This window comes from Paraburkholderia sp. BR10954 (genome assembly GCF_040965775.1).
Taxonomy (GTDB): domain Bacteria; phylum Pseudomonadota; class Gammaproteobacteria; order Burkholderiales; family Burkholderiaceae; genus Paraburkholderia; species Paraburkholderia youngii.
Window position 1 is genome coordinate 58424 of the sequence record NZ_JBFRCK010000033.1, and the last position, 18059, is coordinate 76482.

At 64.8% G+C, this 18059-nt stretch carries 15 protein-coding genes and 1 pseudogene; 9 read left to right on the top strand and 7 right to left on the bottom strand.

Annotated features, from left to right (window positions below):
- Positions 1-8 precede the first annotated feature (8 nt).
- Positions 9-389 (top strand): DUF5594 family protein, encoded by a 381-nt coding sequence (locus AB4Y34_RS32770; protein WP_176368078.1) that lies wholly within the window; start codon positions 9-11, stop codon positions 387-389.
- A 109-nt stretch (positions 390-498) separates the two neighbouring features.
- On the opposite strand, the pseudogene AB4Y34_RS32775 reads toward AB4Y34_RS32770, so the two are convergent.
- Positions 499-2615: pseudogene (locus AB4Y34_RS32775) on the bottom strand (phosphocholine-specific phospholipase C).
- Between the two features lie 68 nt (positions 2616-2683).
- On the opposite strand from AB4Y34_RS32775, the gene AB4Y34_RS32780 reads away from it, so the two are divergent.
- Positions 2684-3118, top strand: coding sequence for a hypothetical protein (locus AB4Y34_RS32780; protein ID WP_368718379.1), 435 nt, complete (start codon positions 2684-2686; stop codon positions 3116-3118).
- A gap of 51 nt (positions 3119-3169) precedes the next feature.
- Here AB4Y34_RS32780 and AB4Y34_RS32785 read toward each other — a convergent pair whose 3' ends face one another.
- From AB4Y34_RS32785 to AB4Y34_RS32795, 3 genes are all read right to left on the bottom strand, one after another.
- Positions 3170-4030, bottom strand: coding sequence for an alpha/beta fold hydrolase (locus tag AB4Y34_RS32785; protein WP_368718380.1), 861 nt, complete (start codon positions 4028-4030; stop codon positions 3170-3172).
- Positions 4031-4041: 11 nt separating this feature from the next.
- Positions 4042-5631 carry a benzoate-CoA ligase family protein gene (locus AB4Y34_RS32790; protein ID WP_368718381.1) on the bottom strand — a complete coding sequence of 530 codons (1590 nt, stop codon included), beginning with the start codon at positions 5629-5631 and terminating at the stop codon, positions 4042-4044.
- Positions 5632-5704: 73 nt separating this feature from the next.
- Entirely contained in the window at positions 5705-6172 is a 468-nt protein-coding gene (locus tag AB4Y34_RS32795; RefSeq protein WP_368718382.1) for a DUF4863 family protein, read from the bottom strand.
- Positions 6173-6402: 230 nt separating this feature from the next.
- Between AB4Y34_RS32795 and AB4Y34_RS32800 the strand changes: the two genes are divergently transcribed.
- The 5 genes from AB4Y34_RS32800 to AB4Y34_RS32820 all read left to right on the top strand — a co-directional run bounded on the left by AB4Y34_RS32800 (position 6403) and on the right by AB4Y34_RS32820 (position 12948).
- The gene (locus tag AB4Y34_RS32800; protein ID WP_368718383.1) at positions 6403-7404 is read left to right on the top strand and encodes a helix-turn-helix transcriptional regulator; all 1002 of its coding nucleotides are present in this window, start codon (positions 6403-6405) and stop codon (positions 7402-7404) included.
- A 114-nt stretch (positions 7405-7518) separates the two neighbouring features.
- The gene (boxC, locus tag AB4Y34_RS32805) at positions 7519-9198 is read left to right on the top strand and encodes a 2,3-epoxybenzoyl-CoA dihydrolase (protein ID WP_368718384.1); all 1680 of its coding nucleotides are present in this window, start codon (positions 7519-7521) and stop codon (positions 9196-9198) included.
- Between the two features lie 97 nt (positions 9199-9295).
- Positions 9296-10723 (top strand): benzoyl-CoA 2,3-epoxidase subunit BoxB, encoded by a 1428-nt coding sequence (boxB, locus tag AB4Y34_RS32810; RefSeq protein ID WP_368718385.1) that lies wholly within the window; start codon positions 9296-9298, stop codon positions 10721-10723.
- A gap of 59 nt (positions 10724-10782) precedes the next feature.
- Positions 10783-12021: a benzoyl-CoA 2,3-epoxidase subunit BoxA gene (boxA, locus tag AB4Y34_RS32815; protein ID WP_368718386.1), complete on the top strand. Its 1239-nt coding sequence runs from the start codon at positions 10783-10785 to the stop codon at positions 12019-12021.
- Between the two features lie 147 nt (positions 12022-12168).
- Positions 12169-12948 (top strand): amino acid ABC transporter substrate-binding protein, encoded by a 780-nt coding sequence (locus tag AB4Y34_RS32820; protein WP_368718387.1) that lies wholly within the window; start codon positions 12169-12171, stop codon positions 12946-12948.
- A gap of 131 nt (positions 12949-13079) precedes the next feature.
- Here the strand turns inward: AB4Y34_RS32820 and leuA are convergent, their stop codons facing one another.
- Positions 13080-14786, bottom strand: coding sequence for a 2-isopropylmalate synthase (gene leuA, locus AB4Y34_RS32825; protein WP_368718388.1), 1707 nt, complete (start codon positions 14784-14786; stop codon positions 13080-13082).
- A gap of 328 nt (positions 14787-15114) precedes the next feature.
- Between leuA and AB4Y34_RS32830 the strand changes: the two genes are divergently transcribed.
- Positions 15115-15447, top strand: coding sequence for a hypothetical protein (locus tag AB4Y34_RS32830; RefSeq protein WP_368718389.1), 333 nt, complete (start codon positions 15115-15117; stop codon positions 15445-15447).
- 44 nt (positions 15448-15491) lie between these two features.
- Here the strand turns inward: AB4Y34_RS32830 and AB4Y34_RS32835 are convergent, their stop codons facing one another.
- Positions 15492-16109: a cadmium resistance transporter gene (locus AB4Y34_RS32835; RefSeq protein WP_368718390.1), complete on the bottom strand. Its 618-nt coding sequence runs from the start codon at positions 16107-16109 to the stop codon at positions 15492-15494.
- Between the two features lie 146 nt (positions 16110-16255).
- Between AB4Y34_RS32835 and AB4Y34_RS32840 the strand changes: the two genes are divergently transcribed.
- A complete protein-coding gene (locus AB4Y34_RS32840) occupies positions 16256-16699 on the top strand; it encodes a hypothetical protein (protein ID WP_176382115.1) in 444 nt (147 codons plus the stop codon).
- A 50-nt stretch (positions 16700-16749) separates the two neighbouring features.
- Here AB4Y34_RS32840 and AB4Y34_RS32845 read toward each other — a convergent pair whose 3' ends face one another.
- Complete coding sequence (locus AB4Y34_RS32845; protein ID WP_368718391.1) at positions 16750-18006, bottom strand: DUF3443 domain-containing protein; 1257 nt, start codon at positions 18004-18006, stop codon at positions 16750-16752.
- Positions 18007-18059 lie beyond the last annotated feature (53 nt).

Below are 18059 nucleotides of genomic sequence, written 5' to 3' on the forward strand. Positions count from 1 at the left end.
GATATGGGATGCGCCCCGAGAGTGCAATTCGTTTCGACCAGGAGTTCGCGCCGCGCATTGCCGAGGCGATCGCCGCGTGTGTCGCGAAGACCGTTCACACCGACGTGCTGCCGCATGGTGAACCGGGGCAGCCCACCCGCGTGCGGATTCACGCAACGCCGCTCGATGAACTCGGTCATTACCCGCATCCATTGAATCTGTATCTGACCTGGGACAGCGATGAAATAGAAAGACTGATGGGCGAGCAAGGCGCGACGCGTTTCGCCAGATATCTGGCCGCGTTGCCGCGCAAGCTCAACGCGTGGACCCAGGCGCGCGAACTCGATTTCTCCACGCACACGCAGGGTGAGCCCGTTACGTTGATCGGCGGGCTCGATTTCGAAGCGTAGACGCTCGCGCGCGTTTGCGGGTTTGCGCTCGAGATAGCTGGATAAAAACGGCCGCTGCGCTCGAAGAGCCAGCGGCCGTTGCTTTTACAGCGTTGGGTGACAGCGACGTTCAGCCGCCCAGCGCCGGATCGCTGCTGCTGTCATTGCCCGTCTCGACGTGACCGGCGATGCGGCGGGCAAACGTCGGGTCCGTATCGACGGTGATCGCGAGATCGTACCAGCCGTATGCTTTGCGCAGATCGAGGTATAGATTGTCGGTGTCGCCGCCGGGCACCGAATGCTTGATCACATGGTCCTTGTCGTACGCGTTGACGATCGTGAACTGGCACCGCGCGCTGCCGACGTTCTCTAGCCGCAGTTGCAGATTGCCGTTCGCGACATCGTAGCCTTCGACGACGGCCGGCCGTGCGGTGTCCGAACCATTCCACCCGTTACGCGCGACCACTTTGCCCGCGAAGCGGCGCAGAAACCCATTCGGTCCGTGCACGCTGAAGTCGTAGCTGCCATCGGCGTTGAGCATCAGCGTGTCCTGCAGATGCTTGCCCGCTTCGACGGTATAGCTGCGCGGCGCGTCGGCGCTATCGGCCGCGTACACGAGGAACACCGCGCCCGCGCGGCCGGTGTTGACGAAGCGCATCGTCAGCTTGCCGTTCGAGCCGTCGTCGACGCGCACGAACAGTTCATACGGCAGCGCGCGTGCCGGGCGCACGCCCGCTTCCTGCTTCGGCACCGTCTGCACCGTCGGCGTTTGCGGCACGTAGTCCGGGTGACGGTTCCGGTCGGGCGGCACGTAGCCGCTCGTGCTCGGCAGCGACGGCACCGACGCGTTCGGATTCGCGAAATTGAACGCAGAGGTCAGATCGCGCACACCGCGCGACGCCACGGCGTGATGTTCGATTCGCCGAGATTGTGCCGGTGGCCAAAGCGCTTTTCGATGAAGCGAATCACCGACGAGTGGTCGAACACTTCGGAGCACACGTAGCCGCCTTTGGACCACGGCGACACCACCAGCATCGGCACGCGCGGTCCGAGTCCATACGGCCCGGCGGCGTTCTTCGGATCGCCCGCATAGATTTCATTCGCGATATCGACGGTCGACAGACCGTTCGCGCTCGATGCGGCCGCGAACGGCGCGGCGATGTGATCGAAAAAGCCGTCGTTTTCATCGTAGTTGATCAGCAGCACGGTCTTGCTCCACACGTCCGGGTTCGACGTGAGGACCTGCAGCACCTGATCGATGTACCACGCGCCGTAGTTGGTCGGCCAGTTCGGGTGTTCGCTGTACGCTTCGGGCGCGACGATCCACGACACCTGCGGCAGCGTGCCGTTTTGCACGTCGCGCTTCAGGATGTCGAAGTAGCCGTCGCCGTTCGCCGCGTTGGTGCCGGTACGCGCGTTGTCATACAGGGGGTTGCCCGGCTGCGCGTTGCGATACTGGTTGAAATAGAGCAGCGAGTTGTCGCCGTAGTTGCCGATGTACGCGTTCTGCGTCCAGCCCCAGGAGCCGTTCGCGTCGAGCCCGGTGCCGATGTCCTGATAGATCTTCCAGGAGATGCCCGCGTTCTGTAGCACTTCGGGGAAGGTCGACCAGCCGTAGCCGAGCTCCGAATTGTCGATCACCGGACCGCCGCCGCTGCCGTCGTTGCCGACCCAGCCGCTCCACATGTAGTAGCGGTTCGGATCGGTCGGACCCATCAGCGAGCAGTGGTACGCGTCGCAGACCGTGAATGCGTCGGCGAGCTGATAGTGGAACGGGATGTCGTCGCGCGTCAGGTAGGCCATCGTGGTCGCGCCTTTCGACGGTACCCACTGATCGTTGCGGCCGCCGTTCCATGCGGCGTGCGTGGTGCCCCAGTCGTGAGCGAGATCCTGCAGGAATTGCAGGCCGAGGTTCGGCGCGCTCGGACGGAACGGCAGCACGTAGCTGGCGCCGGTGGTATCGGTGGTGAGCGGCTGATACCACACCGGCTGGCCGTTCGCGAGGTTGATCGCACGCGTGTCGCCGAAGCCCCGCACGCCCTTGAGCGTGCCGAAGTAGTGGTCGAACGAGCGGTTCTCCTGCATCAGCACGACGATGTGCTCGACGTCGCGGATCGTGCCGGTGCGGTTGTTGGCCGGAATCGCGAGCGCATTGCGGATGCCGGGGGGCAGCATGCTCAACGCGGTAAAGGAACCGGCGGCTTGCGCGGCCGAGCGCAGAAAATCACGGCGATTTGTTGAGGTCATGGTTGTGGCTTTGATCTTCGGTGGAGGAAAGGGGCACGGGGAAGGCGACTTGCGGTGCTGAAACGGCAATGCTGCGCCGGACGCGCGAAGGCAGGCTGGTCTTTCGCGCGCGGCGCAATGCTCAATCGACGGTATGGATGATGGGGCGGGCAAGCGGCGGTGAGGCGGCGGACAGCGCCGTGCCGGCTTCGGATGCCGGTGCCACCGGTGTCTGGATCGTCAGTGTCGGCGACGCGGAGTCGGCCGACGGCGGGGCGATCGACGGGTCGACGGGGTTAGCGGCGGAATGTTCCGTTGAACTGATCGTATTCGTGCTCGCGGGCGGGTCGTCGTTGCTGCATGCTCCCGCTAGCGCGCACAGCGCGATGACCGCCACGGCGCCGGTCAAACGTTTGCGACGCGGCGCACGAATCGGCTTCGACACGAAAGGCATGGCACTGTCTCCGGGCGGGGAAGGGATGCCTCGCCATCGATGTGCCGAGGTCAGCGATGCGGAAGCATAATCGCCGATCCGTGTAATTTTTATGAAGTATCGGTAACAGCCAGGGCGCCGCTTATCGCTGCGCGCCAACGAACGCAGCGATCGCGTCGTTGAGCGCCGCGGGCGCATCGCGATGCGGCGAGTGTCCGCATGCGTCGAGCTTCACGAGTTGCGCGTGTGGCACGCGCGCGGCGATCGTGTCGATCTGCGCCATCGTGCCGTAGTTGTCGTCGTGGCCTTGGATCGCGAGCAGCGGTCGGCAGATCGGCGCGAGCGCCTCGGCGATCGACCACTGCCTGAACTCGGGATCGAGCCAGATATCGTTCCAGCCGTAGAACGCGGAATCGACGTCCGCGTGATAGCGGGCGAGCTTCGCCCGCAGATCGGTGGTTTCATAAAGCTGCTTCGTCTGCGCGATGCTTTGCACCGAGATGTCTTCGACGAATACGTGCGGTGCGATCACGACCGCGCCCGCGAGCGCATCCGGATACAGCGCCGCGTACAGCAGCGCGATAGAGCCGCCGTCGCTATGGCCGATCACCCACATGCGCTGGCGTTGCCGCAAGTCGATATCGAGCGCGTCGAGCAAGGCCGGGAGAATGTCGCGCGCTTGCGCGGTCATGAAATCGACCGGCCATTTCTCGTCAGGCGCACGCGGGGTCGAGAGTCCGTAACCGGGCCGCGAATAGACGAGCCCGCGCATGCCGAGCCGCTCGCACAACGTCTGTGGCCAGTCGCGCCACATCGCAATCGAGCCGAGACCTTCGTGCAGGAAGACAGCGATCGGCGGATCGTCCTGCTGAGCATTCGCCCGCTCGTTGACCCAGCGGTACTCGATGCGCAGCGGCTCATGCGACGCGGTTGCCGGCAGTTCGGCGAAGCCGCTGGCGGCATTCACGAAGGAGGTGGCAGGGGCGGTACCTCGGTTCTGCATCAATGAAACACCTATGACAGTTCGCGTAGTTTGAAGCGTTGAATCTTGCCGGTGGCGGTTTTCGGAAGATCGTCGGTGAACACGATATCGCGCGGGTACTTGTGCGGCGCGAGCCGTTCCTTGACGAAAGTCTTCAGTTCGTCGGCGAGCATCTCGGACGGCATGAAGTCGCGCTTGAGCACGACGAACGCGCGCGTCTTCACGAGTCCGCCATGATCGACGCCGACCACCGCCGCTTCGAGCACCGACGGATGCGCGACGAGCACCATCTCGACCTCGATTGGCGACACGTACTGGCCGCTTACTTTCAGCATGTCGTCGCTGCGGCCCGCGTACACATAACAGCCATTTGCGAGACGCCGATACTTGTCGCCGCTTCTGATCCATTCGCCGAGAAACGTCGCGCGCGTTTTCTCGCGATTGCTCCAGTACATCAGCGCCGCGCTCGGCCCCTTGATGAACAGATCGCCGACTTCGCCATCGGGCACCGGCCGCCCGGCCTCGTCGCGCAACTCGACTTCGTAGCCCGGCACAGGGCGTCCGGTCGTGCCGTATTCGACTTCGCCCGCGCGATTCGACAGGAAGATGTGCAGCATTTCCGTCGAGCCGATGCCATCGAGAATCTCGGCGCCGAAGTGCGCGGTGAAGCGTTCGCCGACATCGCGCGGCAACGCCTCGCCGGCCGACGCGCACACGCGGATCGCGACGTCGGCGCGCGCGGGCAGATTGGGCGACACCAGCATGTTCGCGTACAAGGTCGGCACGCCGCAGAACACGGTCGGGCGCTGCTTGACGAGGCGCGTGAAAATCGCGTCGGCGGTCGGGCGCTCGGCCATCAGGATCGCGGTCGCGCCGACCGACAGCGGAAACGTCAGCGCGTTGCCGAGCCCATACGCAAAGAACAGCTTCGCCGCCGAAAACACCACGTCGCTCTCGACGATGCCGAGCACCGGCTTCGCATACAGCTCGGCGGTCCAGTACAGATTCGCGTGCGTGTGGACGGTGCCTTTCGGCTTGCCGGTCGAGCCCGACGAATAGAGCCAGAAGGCGATGTCGTCCGCATTGCTCGCGCAGCCTTTGACGGCCGGTGTGGCGGTATCGACCAGCGTTTCGAAGTGGGGCGCCCCGGGCGGCTTTCCGGTGGAAGCGTCTGGCTGCGAGACGATCAGCTGGCAGCCGTCGTCGTCGATGCTGCTCAGCGCCTGCGTCACGTTGGGTAGCAACGGTTCCGACACGATCACCGCGCGCGCATGGCTGTGCGTCAGCATGTACGTATAGTCGGCGGCGGTCAGCAGCGTGTTCGCGACGACCGGCACGATGCCGGCGTACAGCGCGCCGAGAAACGCGACCGGCAACGATACGGTGTCGAGCATCACGAGCAGCACGCGCTCCTCGGGATGCACGCCGAGCGCACGCAGTGCGCTGGCGCAGCGCCGCGCGCGGTGTTCGAGTTCGCCGTAGGTCGTCGCGCCGTGGTCGTCGATATAAGCGAACTTGCTCGCGCGCGCTTCGTTCAGCTGGAACAGATGCCTCGCGAAGTTGAACAGCGGGGGCGGCGGCGCAACCGGCTCGCGCGCGCCCGTTTCCAGCAGGGCTTCCATATGTCTCCTCCATCCGTGGATGCGGTCCGGCTTTTGTCTGCTCGTGATCCGCTCGATGCTTGCCGCTCGCGCCTCACGCGCGCGTGAATTCGATCGCCCCTTGCGGCAGCAGATACAGCACCAGCGCCTGGCCGTTCGCGACGGTCGGCCGATGCGCTGAGCCGGGGCCGTACACGCACCAGCCGGCCGGATGGCCGTCGAACGTCGCGCCTTCGGTGAGCGGCATGATCAGATCGATCTCGCCGTGCGGATGGACGTGGTGCGGACCGGCAATGTCCTGCATGTCGACGACGTCGACGGAAAAGCCGTGCGTGTCGGGCAGCGCCTTGAAGATGCGGCCGTAGCAGATGCCGCCGGCCTCGCGGTTGCACAGCCAGCCTTCGGCGACGCCTGTGCGGCATGCGTTCACGAGTTCGTGAAAGGTGGGACTGTCGGCGGGCCAGGTGTCGTTCAGCCAGTCGGCGAGCGCGGCGTCGAGCGGCCGCCCGGCGAGTTGCCCAGTGACGCCTGCGATCAGGCGCTGGAATTCCTGTGCGGACATGCGAGCCTCCAGAAGCGCGCTCACGCAGGCCGGACGGCCGGCCCCCGGATGGCCTGCCCCCGGAACTTTGGTGCATGCGTGGTGCGGCGCCGTCTCCATGACGCGGCCGGAATACAGGGCGGCGCGCGACTGTGTTTGTGATCGGATCAGCTTTTGGCGAAAATTAAATCGTTCACCTGCTGCGTGTCAAGCACTATAGTACATATATCGTGGTCAAGAGGTCGCAAAACATGAACCAAAAGTACCCTCCCGCACCGTTGAACGAAACCGACGACGAAGCGGCCTGCGCCGAACGCCTCGAGCGCGCAGGTGACCGCGCGGCCGAACGCGGCGGCGAGCGCGAAGAACGCGACCCGTTCCTGACCGCGATGGGCGAGCGCGTGCGTTTGCTGCGCGCGCGCCGTGGCATGACACGCAAGACGCTGGCGGCCGAAACCGGCTTGTCGGAGCGGCATCTGGCGAATCTCGAATCGGGCGTAGGCAATGCGTCGGTGCTGGTGCTGCGGCAGCTCGCGGCCGCGCTGAACTGTCCGCTCGCCGAGGTGATCGGCGACGAAACCACTGCGTCCGCCGAATGGCTGCTGATTCGCGAGCTGCTGCAGGGCCGCGACCAGGCGGCGCTGCAGCGCGCGCGCATCGCTCTCGCGGAGATGTTCGCGCAGGCGCCGCGTGACCCGCATCGCAAGGACCGTATTGCGCTGATCGGTCTGCGCGGCGCGGGCAAGTCGACGCTCGGACGCATGCTCGCGCAGGAGCGCAAGGTGCCGTTCATCGAAGTCACGCGCGTGATCCAACAGCTCGCGGGTTGTCCGCCGTCGGAGATTCATTCGCTATACGGCGCGAGCGCGTATCGACGCTACGAGCAGCGCGCGCTCGAAGCGGTCATCCACGAGCATTCGCGCGCGGTGATCGCGTCGCCGGGCGGGCTCGTGTCGGAATCGGGCACGTTCAACGTGCTGCTGTCGCACTGCTTTACCGTGTGGTTGCAGGCGACGCCCGAAGAACATATGCGCCGCGTCGTCGCGCAAGGCGATCTGCGGCCGATGTCCGGCAACCGCGAGGCGATGGACGACCTGAAACGCATCCTTGCCGGGCGCGCGGAGCTGTACGGGCGTGCCGACATGACGTTCGACACCAGCGAAAAGACGCTCGCCGATGCGTACCTGCAGTTGCGCGACCGTCTCGCCGCGCGTCTCGCGGCGGAAGCGCCCGACGAAGCGCGCCTCAACTGACCGATCGGGAGCGCCAGGGTTTCCCCGTAAAAGTGCACTAAAGTGCTTTACGCTGGTATGTTGATGCACTATTGTTCAAAAAACAGTTTGCATCGTCCAGTCAGGAGACGCCCCATGTCCACAGCACCTACCGTCGTTGCCGAGGCCGCGCCGGTCGACTACCGCACAGAGCCGTCGCAGTACAAGCACTGGAAGCTCAGCTTCAACGGCCCGGTTGCGACGCTCGGCATCGACATCGCCGAGGACGGCGGCATTCGTGGCGGCTACAAGCTGAAGCTCAATTCGTACGACCTCGGCGTCGACATCGAGCTGCACGATGCGATCCAGCGGATTCGCTTTGAGCATCCGGAAGTCCGCACGGTGGTGGTGACGAGCCTGAAGGACCGGGTGTTCTGCTCGGGCGCGAATATCTTCATGCTGGGGCTGTCGTCGCACGCCTGGAAGGTCAACTTCTGCAAGTTCACGAACGAAACGCGCAACGGGCTCGAAGATTCGTCGCGCCATTCGGGGCTGAAGTTTCTCGCCGCGGTGAACGGCGCATGCGCGGGCGGCGGTTATGAGCTTGCGCTCGCCTGCGACGAAATCTATCTGATCGACGATCGTTCCTCTTCGGTGTCACTGCCGGAAGTGCCACTGCTCGGCGTGCTGCCCGGCACCGGCGGTCTCACGCGCGTGACCGATAAACGCAAGGTGCGCCACGATCGCGCGGATATTTTCTGCACGGTGGTCGAGGGTGTGCGTGGCGAGCGTGCGAAGGCATGGCGTCTCGTCGACGAAGTCGTGAAGCCCAACCAGTTCGAGCAGGCGATTGAGGCGCGCGCGCTCGAACTCGGCGCGCACAGCGATCGTCCGGCCGATGCCAAGGGCGTCGCGCTCACGCGCATCGAACGCACGGATCGCGAAGACGGCCTCGGCTATCAAACCGTGGACGTGACCATCGATCACGCGAAACGTGTGGCGACCTTCACCGCGCGCGCGCCGCGCACCGAGCAACCGACCGACCTCGCCGCGATCGTCGGGGCCGGCGCCAACTGGTGGCCGCTGCAATTCGCCCGTGAACTCGACGACGCGATCCTGTCGATGCGCACCAACGCGCTCGACATCGGCACCTGGGTGTTCAAGACCGAAGGCGACGCGCGCCATCTGCTCGCCGTCGATGCGACGCTGCTGCGGCACAAGGATCACTGGTTCGTGCGCGAAACGATCGGCATGCTGCGCCGCACGTTCGCGCGCCTCGACGTGTCGTCGCGTTCCATCTTCACGCTGATCGAGCCGGGTTCGTGCTTCGCCGGCACGTTCGCCGAACTCGCGTTCGCTGCCGATCGCACCTACATGGCGGCGCTGCCCGACAACGAGGACGACGAGCCGTCGATCACGCTGTCGGAAGTCAACTTCGGTCTGTATCCGATGGTCACGCATCAAACGCGGCTCGCGCGGCGCTTCTACGAGGAAGCCGAGCCGCTCGACGCGGTGCGCGCGCTGATCGGCCAGCCGGTCAAGGCGCTGGACGCCGAGCGCCTCGGTCTCGTCACCGCGTCGCCCGACGATATCGATTGGGCCGACGAAATCCGCATCGCGCTCGAAGAGCGCGCGGCGATGTCGCCCGATGCATTGACCGGCCTCGAAGCGAATCTGCGCTTCAATGGGCGGGAGACGATGGAGACGCGCATCTTCGGCCGTCTCACCGCCTGGCAGAACTGGATCTTCAACCGGCCGAACGCAGTGGGCGACAAGGGTGCGCTCAAGGTGTACGGCAAGGGCAGCAAGGCGCAATTCGATGTCTCGCGCGTGTAATCGGCATCGCGCTCGCACCGACTAAACGACGCCGCCTGCCGATACGCGCCTTTCGCACTGCAGCTTCCGAACAGGGAATCGACCCAGGGAACCGACCATGTCCTCGATCAACTACAGCGAAAAGATTCCGAACAACGTCAACCTCGCGGACGACCGCGCGCTGCAGCGCGCGCTCGAACAATGGCAGCCGAATTTTCTGTCGTGGTGGGGCGACATGGGCCCGGAAGGCTCGCACGGTTACGACGTGTATCTGCGGACCGCGACCAGTGTCGACCCGGGCGGCTGGGCGCATTTCGACTACGTGAAAATGCCGGAGTACCGCTGGGGCATTTTCCTCACGCCGGGCGAGCAGGATCGCAAGATCCACTTCGGCGAGCACAAGGGCGAGGCCGCGTGGCTGGACGTGCCCGGCGAGCATCGCGCGAACCTGCGCCGCATCATCGTCACGCAGGGCGATACGGAGCCGGCTTCGGTCGAGCAGCAGCGTCACCTCGGCCTGACCGCGCCGTCGCTGTACGATCTGCGCAACCTGTTTCAGGTCAACGTCGAGGAAGGCCGTCATCTGTGGGCGATGGTGTATCTGCTGCATCGCTACTTCGGCCGCGACGGTCGCGAGGAAGCCGAAGCCTTGCTCGGCCGCCGCTCGGGCGACGAAGACAATCCGCGCATTCTCGGCGCGTTCAACGAGAAAACGCCGGACTGGCTCGCGTTCTACATGTTCACGTACTTCACCGACCGCGACGGCAAGTTCCAGTTGTCGGCGCTCGCGGAGTCGGGTTTCGATCCGCTCGCGCGCACCACGAAGTTCATGCTGACCGAGGAAGCGCATCATATGTTCGTCGGCGAGTCGGGCGTGTCGCGCGTGATCCAGCGCACCGCGCAGGTGATGAACGAGCTCGGCACCGACGACGTCGCGAAGATCCGCGCGGCCGGCGTGATCGATCTGCCGACCATCCAGCGCTATCTGAACTTCCATTACTCGGTCACGATCGACCTGTTCGGCGCCGATCATTCGTCGAACGCGGCGACGTTCTATAGCTCGGGCCTGAAGGGGCGCTACGAGGAAGGCAAGCGCGACGACGATCATCGCCTGAACGAGCATAGCTACAAGCTGCTCGACGTGCAGGACGGCAAGCTCGTCGAGCGCGAAGTGCCGATGCTCAACGCGATGAACGAAGTGCTGCGCGACGATTACATCAAGGACTCGGTCGCGGGCGGCGGGCGCTGGAACAAGGTGCTCGAGAAGGCCGGCATCGACTTTCGCATGACGGTGCCGCACAAGGCGTTCAACCGGCAGATCGGCACGTTCGCGGGCACGCGGGTGTCGCCCGATGGGCGCGTCATCAGCGAAGCCGAATGGGCCGCCAACGAAGCGAAGTGGCTCGCCACGCCGGAAGATCGCGCGTTCGTCGCTTCGCTGATGGGTCGCGTGGCCGAACCGGGCAAGTTCGCCAACTGGATCGCGCCGCCCGCGATGGGCGTGAACCGTCAGCCGGTCGATTTCGAATACGTGCGCTTCAACTGAAGCAGGCGAAGCACGAAAGGCGCGCCACGCAAGCGCCGCATTGCCAGGTGGAGGAAATCATGAACGGCCTAGTATCGGTCGAAGTGCTGCGGCAACATCTGATCGATCCGGAGATCTGCATTCGCTGCAACACCTGCGAAGAGACCTGTCCGATCGATGCGATCACGCACGACGACAACAACTACGTCGTGAAGGCCGATGTCTGCAACGGCTGCATGGCCTGCGTGCCGCCGTGTCCGACCGGCGCGATCGACAACTGGCGCACGGTACTGAAGGCCGACGCGTATTCGATCGACGAGCAGTTCACATGGGACGTGCTGCCGGAGCAGAACACGATGGCGGTGCCGGCTGAAGAAACGGCGGCCGCGTCCGCCGCGGGCGACAGTTCCGACGAAGCGGACGGCCTCGAAGTCGATATCGTGCGCGGCGCGGTCGTGCCGCCGTGGTCGGCTGCGAAGCCGTACGTAAATCTGTACACGCACAAGGCGCCGACCACCGCGACGGTGGTCGGCAACTACCGGCTCACCGACAGCGCGACGTCGAGCGACATCCATCACATCGTGCTCGACTTCGGCTCGATGCCGTTTCCGGTGCTCGAAGGCCAGTCGATCGGCATTCTGCCGCCGGGCACCGCCGCCGACGGCCGCGTGCACCACGCGCGCCAGTACTCGATCGCGAGTCCGCGCGACGGCGAGCGGCCCGGCTATAACAACGTGTCGCTGACGGTGAAGCGCGTGTCGCAGCAGCACGGCGACGCGATCGACGGCGTCTGTTCGAACTATCTGTGCGATCTGAAGAAGGGCGACGTCGTCAACGTGATCGGTCCGTTCGGCAGCACCTTCCTGATGCCGAATCATCCGAACTCGCATCTGCTGATGATCTGCACGGGCACCGGTTCCGCGCCGATGCGCGCGATGACCGAGTACCGCCGGCGCAAGCGCCTCAAAGGCGCGACGGGCAAGCTGATGCTGTTCTTCGGCGCGCGCACCAAGGAGGAGCTGCCGTACTTTGGACCGCTGACGAATCTGCCAAAGGACTTCATCGACATCACGCTCGCGTTTTCGCGCACGCCGGGACAGCCGAAGCGCTACGTGCAGGATGCGATGCGCGAACGTTCGGCCGACGTTGCGAACCTGCTGAAAGACGACGACACCTATATCTACGTGTGCGGTCTCAAGGGCATGGAGGACGGCGTGCTGCAGGCGCTCAAAGACATCGGCGAGCAGCATCGGCTCGATTGGGAAGCGTTGTGGGCGAAGCTGAAGCGGGAAGGGCGGCTGCATCTGGAGACGTACTGACGTACTGACGCACTGATCGCGCGCGAATCATTTTGAAAATCGCGGACGGTTTGCTACAGTCGGCCCACGCAGTCGGCCGCGCGCCGGCGTCCCCTCACCGAACGCGGCAGGCCGCCACCTGCGCAGCCACTCAGACGGAGCCGTCCGATGAAGCCGATTCGTTCACTCGCGATGCTCGCGCTATTGCAGGCCGTGCTGGCGCATCCGGCGAGCGCCGACGACCTCGCGCAGATCAAGGCATCGGGCGTGTTCCGGATCGGCACCGAAGGCACGTACGCACCGTTCACTTATCACGACGACGCGGGCAAGCTGACCGGCTTCGACGTCGAACTCGCCCGCGCGATCGCGCAGCGTCTCGGGGTCAAGCCGCTATTCATCGAAGCCAGATGGGATGGATTGATCGCCGGTCTCGACGTCGATCGCTACGACGCGGTGATCAACGAGGTCGCGATCACCGACGAGCGCAAGCTCAAATACGATTACTCGGACCCGTACATCACGTCGCACGCGGTGCTGATCGTCGCATCGGACAATACGACGATCAAATCTTTCGATGACCTGAAGGGCCGCAAGTCGGCCAATACGCTGACCAGCAACGTCGGCAGGATCGCGGCCGCGCACGGCGCGCAGGTGATTCCGGCGCAGGGCTTCGACGAATCGATTGATCTGCTCGTGACGGGCCGCGTCGATGCGACCGTCAACGATTCATTGTCGTTTCTCGACTATAAGAAGCGCGTGCCCGACGCGAGGATCAAGGTCGTCGCGGTCGATACGTCGCCCGATAGCAGCGACAAGTCGGCGGTACTGATCCGCAAGGGCAATCCGAAGCTGCGCGTCGCGATCGACGACGCGCTCGCCCGCATGAGAAAAGACGGTACCTATCAGCGGATTTCGCTGAAGTACTTCGGCCGCGACGTGTTTCATTGAGTCTCGGCCTGCGGTGACGCGGATAAATTCACGCAAAAAAAGAAGGGGTGTCGTCGAGACACCCCTTCTTCATTGCCATCAGCCCGTTGAACATGCGGCGGGACGCGCGTTCAACGCGGCAGACTCAGGCCTTACACCGTCGCGTCGCTCAGCGCGGCGTCGAAGAAACGCTCCTGTGCATCCGCGTTCACGCGTGCATACGCGCGGTTCACGCCGCTGATCACCGCACGAATCGACGCGGTAATCAGGTTCGCATCGACACCGACGCCGAACGCGCTGCCGGCCACATCGGCGCCGGCCATTTCGGCGATCGCGATCGCGCGCGCATCGGCGCCCTGCGTGAGCGCGCGTTCCTCGTAGTGCTGGATGCGCACGGGTACGTCGATCGCGTGCATCAGCGCGTCGAGCGGGCCGTTGCCGGCGCCCGTCAGCACGCGCGGCGTGCCGTGGATTTCGACGTTGAGCTTGATGTGCTCGCGGCCGTCATGCTCGGACAGGCTGTGGCTGACATAGCGGACCGGCTCGGCCGTACGCACGTACTCCTGCTGGAACAGTTCCCAGATCTGCGCGGGCGTGACTTCCTGGCCGCTGTCGTCGGTGAAGCGCTGCACGGCCGAGCTGAAGTCCACCTGCAGGCGGCGCGGCAACACGACGCCGTAGCTCTGCTCGAGCAGATAGGCGATGCCTCCCTTGCCCGACTGGCTGTTCACGCGAATCACGGAGTCGTAGGTGCGGCCGAGGTCGCTCGGATCGATCGGCATGTACGGCACTTCCCAGATCGCATCCGGCTTCTGCCCGGCGAAGCCCTTCTTGATCGCGTCCTGGTGCGAGCCCGAGAACGCGGTGAAGACGAGATCGCCGACATACGGGTGACGCGGATGGATCGGCAACTGCGTGCATTCCTCGGCCGTGCGCGCGACTTCGTTGATGTTCGAGAAATCGAGCTCGGGATCGACGCCTTGCGTGTACAAATTCAACGCGAGCGTGACGAGATCGACGTTGCCGGTGCGCTCGCCGTTGCCGAACAGGCAGCCTTCGACGCGATCCGCGCCCGCCATCACGGCGAGCTCCGCGGCGGCGACGGCCGTACCACGGTCGTTATGCGGATGGACGGAGACGATCAGCGAATCGCGGCGTGCGAGATTGCGGTGCATCCATTCGATCTGGTCCGCGTAGACGTTCGGCGTGGCCATTTCGACGGTGGCCGGCAGATTGACGATCGCCTTGTGCTCGGGCGTCGGTTGCCAGATGTCGAACACCGCGTCGCAGACTTCCTTCGCGAATTCGAGTTCGGTGCCGCTGAACACTTCCGGGCTGTATTGCAGCGTGAAGTGCGTTTCCGGCTGCGCGTCGGCGAGGCGCTTCACCGTGCGCGCGGCCTTCTGCGCGAGTTCGATCACGCCGCTCTTTTCGAGGCCGAACACGATCTTGCGGAAGTCCGGCGCGGTCGCGTTGTACAGGTGGACGATCGCGCGCGGGGCGCCGCGCAACGATTCGAACGTACGCTCGATCAGATCGTCGCGCGCCTGCGTGAGCACTTCGATCGTCACGTCGTCGGGAATATGGCCGCCCTGGATCAGCTCGCGCACGAAGTCGAAATCGGTCTGCGACGCTGAAGGAAACCCGACTTCGATTTCCTTGAAGCCGATCTGCACCAGCGTCTTGAACATGCGCATCTTGCGCTCGGCGTTCATCGGCTCGAACAGCGCCTGGTTGCCGTCACGCAGGTCGGTGCTCATCCAGATCGGCGCGCGCGTGATGGTGCGCGACGGCCACTGGCGATCCGTCAAATTGATCGGCTTGAACGAACGGTACTTGGTAGCGGGGTTTTTCAACATTTTCATCATCCGAGGGAGAGACCGTGGAACGGGTGTCGACCGGACGACGAAAAGGCGATACTGGGCCGCCGGTCGGAAACCGGGGCTGGGTCAGTTACTGGGGATTCAAGCGATGCTTCGGTGTATCAGAGAGAAGCGGACGCGCGCAGCCAGACCTAGCCCGGTAGAGCGGGCTAGTAGTAGCGATAGGGTGGTCTGGGCGCGGTACATAGTACGCAATGGGAACATATTATTGAGATTGCGTCAAGGGCACGCAGTGTGCTCGTGCCGCGTTCGATTCACGGGTGAGCTCACGAGGCATCGTCAATTCACTGAGCAGGAGGCGAACATGAAAAAAATAGCGTGGATATCCGCTGTCGCAAGGATCGGCGCGTGCGCGGCGTTGGCATGCGGGTTCGTCGGGCAGGCCGGCGCGCAGGGGCTCAGCGCGCAGAACGACATGAACGCGCCGCAGAACAGCACGCGCCTGATGCCACATGCGGCGCTCGGCAGCGAGTATCCGACGCACGGCAACCAGCAGGCGGGCGAGTTGAATCTGAATCCGACCGATCCTCGCGCGCAACTGGTCAACGGCTTGCCGAACAACCCGAGCGCGGGCGGCTATGGCGCGCCGCTGGCCGGCGTGCGTACTTACGTGCAACCGCTGCGGCCGGCAAATTGACTTCCTCGACGCCTGGACAGTCTTTCGACCGAGCCCCGCGTTGCTCACCCGCCGGACAAAAGCCGCAGCGTATCGCTGTTCAACAACACCGATACGCCTATCGCGAGCAGGATCAGCGGCAGCACCGCCGAGCCGTACCGCCGGATCGGCCCGCCGAGCAACGGATGGTCGACGAGCCATGCCGCGCCCGCGCACCACAGCCCGATCATCACGATGAACACGAGCGAAACTAGCGCGTTCTCGGCGGGTGCATGACTGGCGTACAGCGGCACGTAGACGGCGAGGTTGTCCGAGCCGTTGGCGATGGCGACGCTCGCGACGGTCCAGCTCGATGAGCCGCGAATGGATGGTGGAGCGCTTGTACGGCTGTCCTCGCTATCCCTATTCAGTGCGAGGCAAGAACCGAAGCGCTGCCACGCCTTGTGCAGTCCCACAACGATCGGCAGCAAGCCGAGCAGGCCCACATAACCGGCCGGGAGGCGCGTGAGCAAGGCCGCGAGCACGAGCGCCGCCGCGACGAGGATCAATGATCCCGCGTACTGTCCCGCGACCACGCGACGCCGTTTTACGCCCGCTTCGGCCAGAAAGCCGAGCAGGACGAACAGGTTGTCGATATTGGTCGCGGCATAGGCGACGATTGCGAGCAGGACGAGGCTGAGCATGAAGAAGCCGGAATCGTTACCGGGGGGGAGTCGCTTGGAATTCGCCGCGCCATGTGGGTAACCGGGCGGCCGGCCAACACGATGCCGATGCGCCGCGTCAAGGTCAAGCGGCTACAATGGCCGGGACCTCGAACAACGGAATATCGATGAAGATTCGCCTTCTCTCTGTCGCCTGTCTCGCGAGCGCCGCGTCGCTACTGGCGGCCTGCACGATCGTCACCCGCAACTCGAGCGCCTGTGAACAATTGATGCGCAGCAAGCTGGCCGAGCCGTCGTCGGGGATGTCGTCGGATCGGCTGCGGGTCACGCATCGCGGGGCCGCGATTCGCGGCTCGCGGGTCGTGGTGGAGGGGACCATCGAGCATGGGATGAGCGCGTCCGCGACCGCGGCTTCCGCGCCGCTCACGGCATCGGCGTCGCAAGCGGCCTCCGAGGCCAAGCTGGCCGCGAAGCCGGCCCAGCCGTCGAGGGTCCGCACGCCGGCAGCCGCCGAGTGCACATTCCACGGCGAACAGCTCGACGTATTCCGCTGGCTCGCGCCGCCGCAACTGGCCACGCCGGCAGCACAACCAGCCAGCGCGGCGGGCTGAGTTCGCACCCGCGCGCCGCACCGTCGCTGCGCATCCAACCCAGGCAACCCTCAGAACGCGTAATACGGTCCCTGGCCGGCCGACGTATTGCGCGTCGCAATCGCCGTGTAAATGCGTTTGCCGTAAAAGAACGGCAAGCCCCAGCCGAAACCCAGACTCGAATTGCCGGCGAGATTGTCGAACGCGTTGTTCGACGACGAAAACAGCGTGTTCGAATTGGCGATGTCGAACGAAACCGTGCTCGACACGCCATCGATGCCGGTGATCGACGCGCTTGCCGACTGCGTCGAAGTCGGGCAGTACCAGAAGCCGCACAACGGGAACTGCGTCGAGTGGAAGAAGAGGCCGTTCGAGCCGCTGTCGAGATAGCTCACCGCATAGGTCAGGCTGCCCGTGTTCGTCGTCACGTAACCGGTCGCCGAGTTCGCCCTCAGAACGTTCGTGCCCGTAAGCGTATTGTTCGACTGGGTGCCGATGCCGAAGATCAGCGAGCCTGACACGCTCGCCGCGCCCGCATCGGCGACGGCTGGCAGGTCGATCACGACGCCGTTGTTATCGAGCGGGAAGCTGCTGACCGGATTGGTCACCTGCTGCGCGAGCGGCTGCGCGGTCGGGCTGCAGCCGCTCGTCGTGCAGCTGTAGTACCAGCGCGGCAACGCGGAGTTCGCGCAACCGTTGCCGCAGTCGACCGGGAACAGGCCCACGCCGAGGATGCCATTCGCGTGCAGGCTCGATACGGTCAGCAGCGAGGCGCCGCCGGAGTTCGCGCAGTCGGCGGGTGCGCCAGGCACCGCGCTGTCGGCGATCAGTTGGATCGGAATCGATGACGCCTGTTGGCCAGCCATGCGTACGTCCGCGGTGTGGATCGAGCCCCACGCGTAGCCGCTGCCGAACACCGCACATTCGGCGCTTACGCCGCTGCCCGCGGCGATGGTCGGCAGCGACAGGGTGGTCGGCAGCGCCGATGCGAGGATGCGCAGGCCGTTCGAGCCGGTGTCCACCTGGATGTCGTCGATCGTCGCGCAGTTGCCGGTGCCGGCCTGGCAGACGGTGACGCTCGTCATCAGCATGTTGCGCGTATTGCCGGGCGATACGCCGACCGTGACCGGCTGCACGTTGGGCGTGGTCGATTGCGGCACGTTCGCGTTCGGAGTTGGCGCGGTCGCGGAACTGGTCGGCGCGCTCGCGGACGGTGTCGAGCCGGAGCCGGACGAGCCGGACGAGGAACTGCCGCCTCCGCCGCCGCAGCCGACGAGGGCCGCGCAGACGATCATAAGCAGGGCATGGAAACGCAAGGCGGATTTCATGGCGTGGCGGTCCGTCTGGTGGAACTCAGGCGTGAAAGGGGGCGCGAGCGACG

Bases quoted from the DNA above. Each gene is read 5' to 3' on its own strand.
- AB4Y34_RS32835 (WP_368718390.1), bottom strand. From the start codon at position 16,109: ATGCTCAGCCTCGTCCTGCTCGCAATCGTCGCCTATGCCGCGACCAAT.
- AB4Y34_RS32785 (WP_368718380.1), bottom strand. From the start codon at position 4,030: ATGCAGAACCGAGGTACCGCCCCTGCCACCTCCTTCGTGAATGCCGCC.
- AB4Y34_RS32790 (WP_368718381.1), bottom strand. From the start codon at position 5,631: ATGGAAGCCCTGCTGGAAACGGGCGCGCGCGAGCCGGTTGCGCCGCCG.
- AB4Y34_RS32845 (WP_368718391.1), bottom strand. From the start codon at position 18,006: ATGAAATCCGCCTTGCGTTTCCATGCCCTGCTTATGATCGTCTGCGCG.
- boxA (WP_368718386.1), top strand. From the start codon at position 10,783: ATGAACGGCCTAGTATCGGTCGAAGTGCTGCGGCAACATCTGATCGAT.
- AB4Y34_RS32795 (WP_368718382.1), bottom strand. From the start codon at position 6,172: ATGTCCGCACAGGAATTCCAGCGCCTGATCGCAGGCGTCACTGGGCAA.
- AB4Y34_RS32770 (WP_176368078.1), top strand. From the start codon at position 9: ATGCGCCCCGAGAGTGCAATTCGTTTCGACCAGGAGTTCGCGCCGCGC.
- boxC (WP_368718384.1), top strand. From the start codon at position 7,519: ATGTCCACAGCACCTACCGTCGTTGCCGAGGCCGCGCCGGTCGACTAC.
- AB4Y34_RS32840 (WP_176382115.1), top strand. From the start codon at position 16,256: ATGAAGATTCGCCTTCTCTCTGTCGCCTGTCTCGCGAGCGCCGCGTCG.
- AB4Y34_RS32820 (WP_368718387.1), top strand. From the start codon at position 12,169: ATGAAGCCGATTCGTTCACTCGCGATGCTCGCGCTATTGCAGGCCGTG.
- AB4Y34_RS32800 (WP_368718383.1), top strand. From the start codon at position 6,403: ATGAACCAAAAGTACCCTCCCGCACCGTTGAACGAAACCGACGACGAA.
- boxB (WP_368718385.1), top strand. From the start codon at position 9,296: ATGTCCTCGATCAACTACAGCGAAAAGATTCCGAACAACGTCAACCTC.
- AB4Y34_RS32780 (WP_368718379.1), top strand. From the start codon at position 2,684: ATGCTGCGCCGGACGCGCGAAGGCAGGCTGGTCTTTCGCGCGCGGCGC.
- AB4Y34_RS32830 (WP_368718389.1), top strand. From the start codon at position 15,115: ATGAAAAAAATAGCGTGGATATCCGCTGTCGCAAGGATCGGCGCGTGC.
- leuA (WP_368718388.1), bottom strand. From the start codon at position 14,786: ATGTTGAAAAACCCCGCTACCAAGTACCGTTCGTTCAAGCCGATCAAT.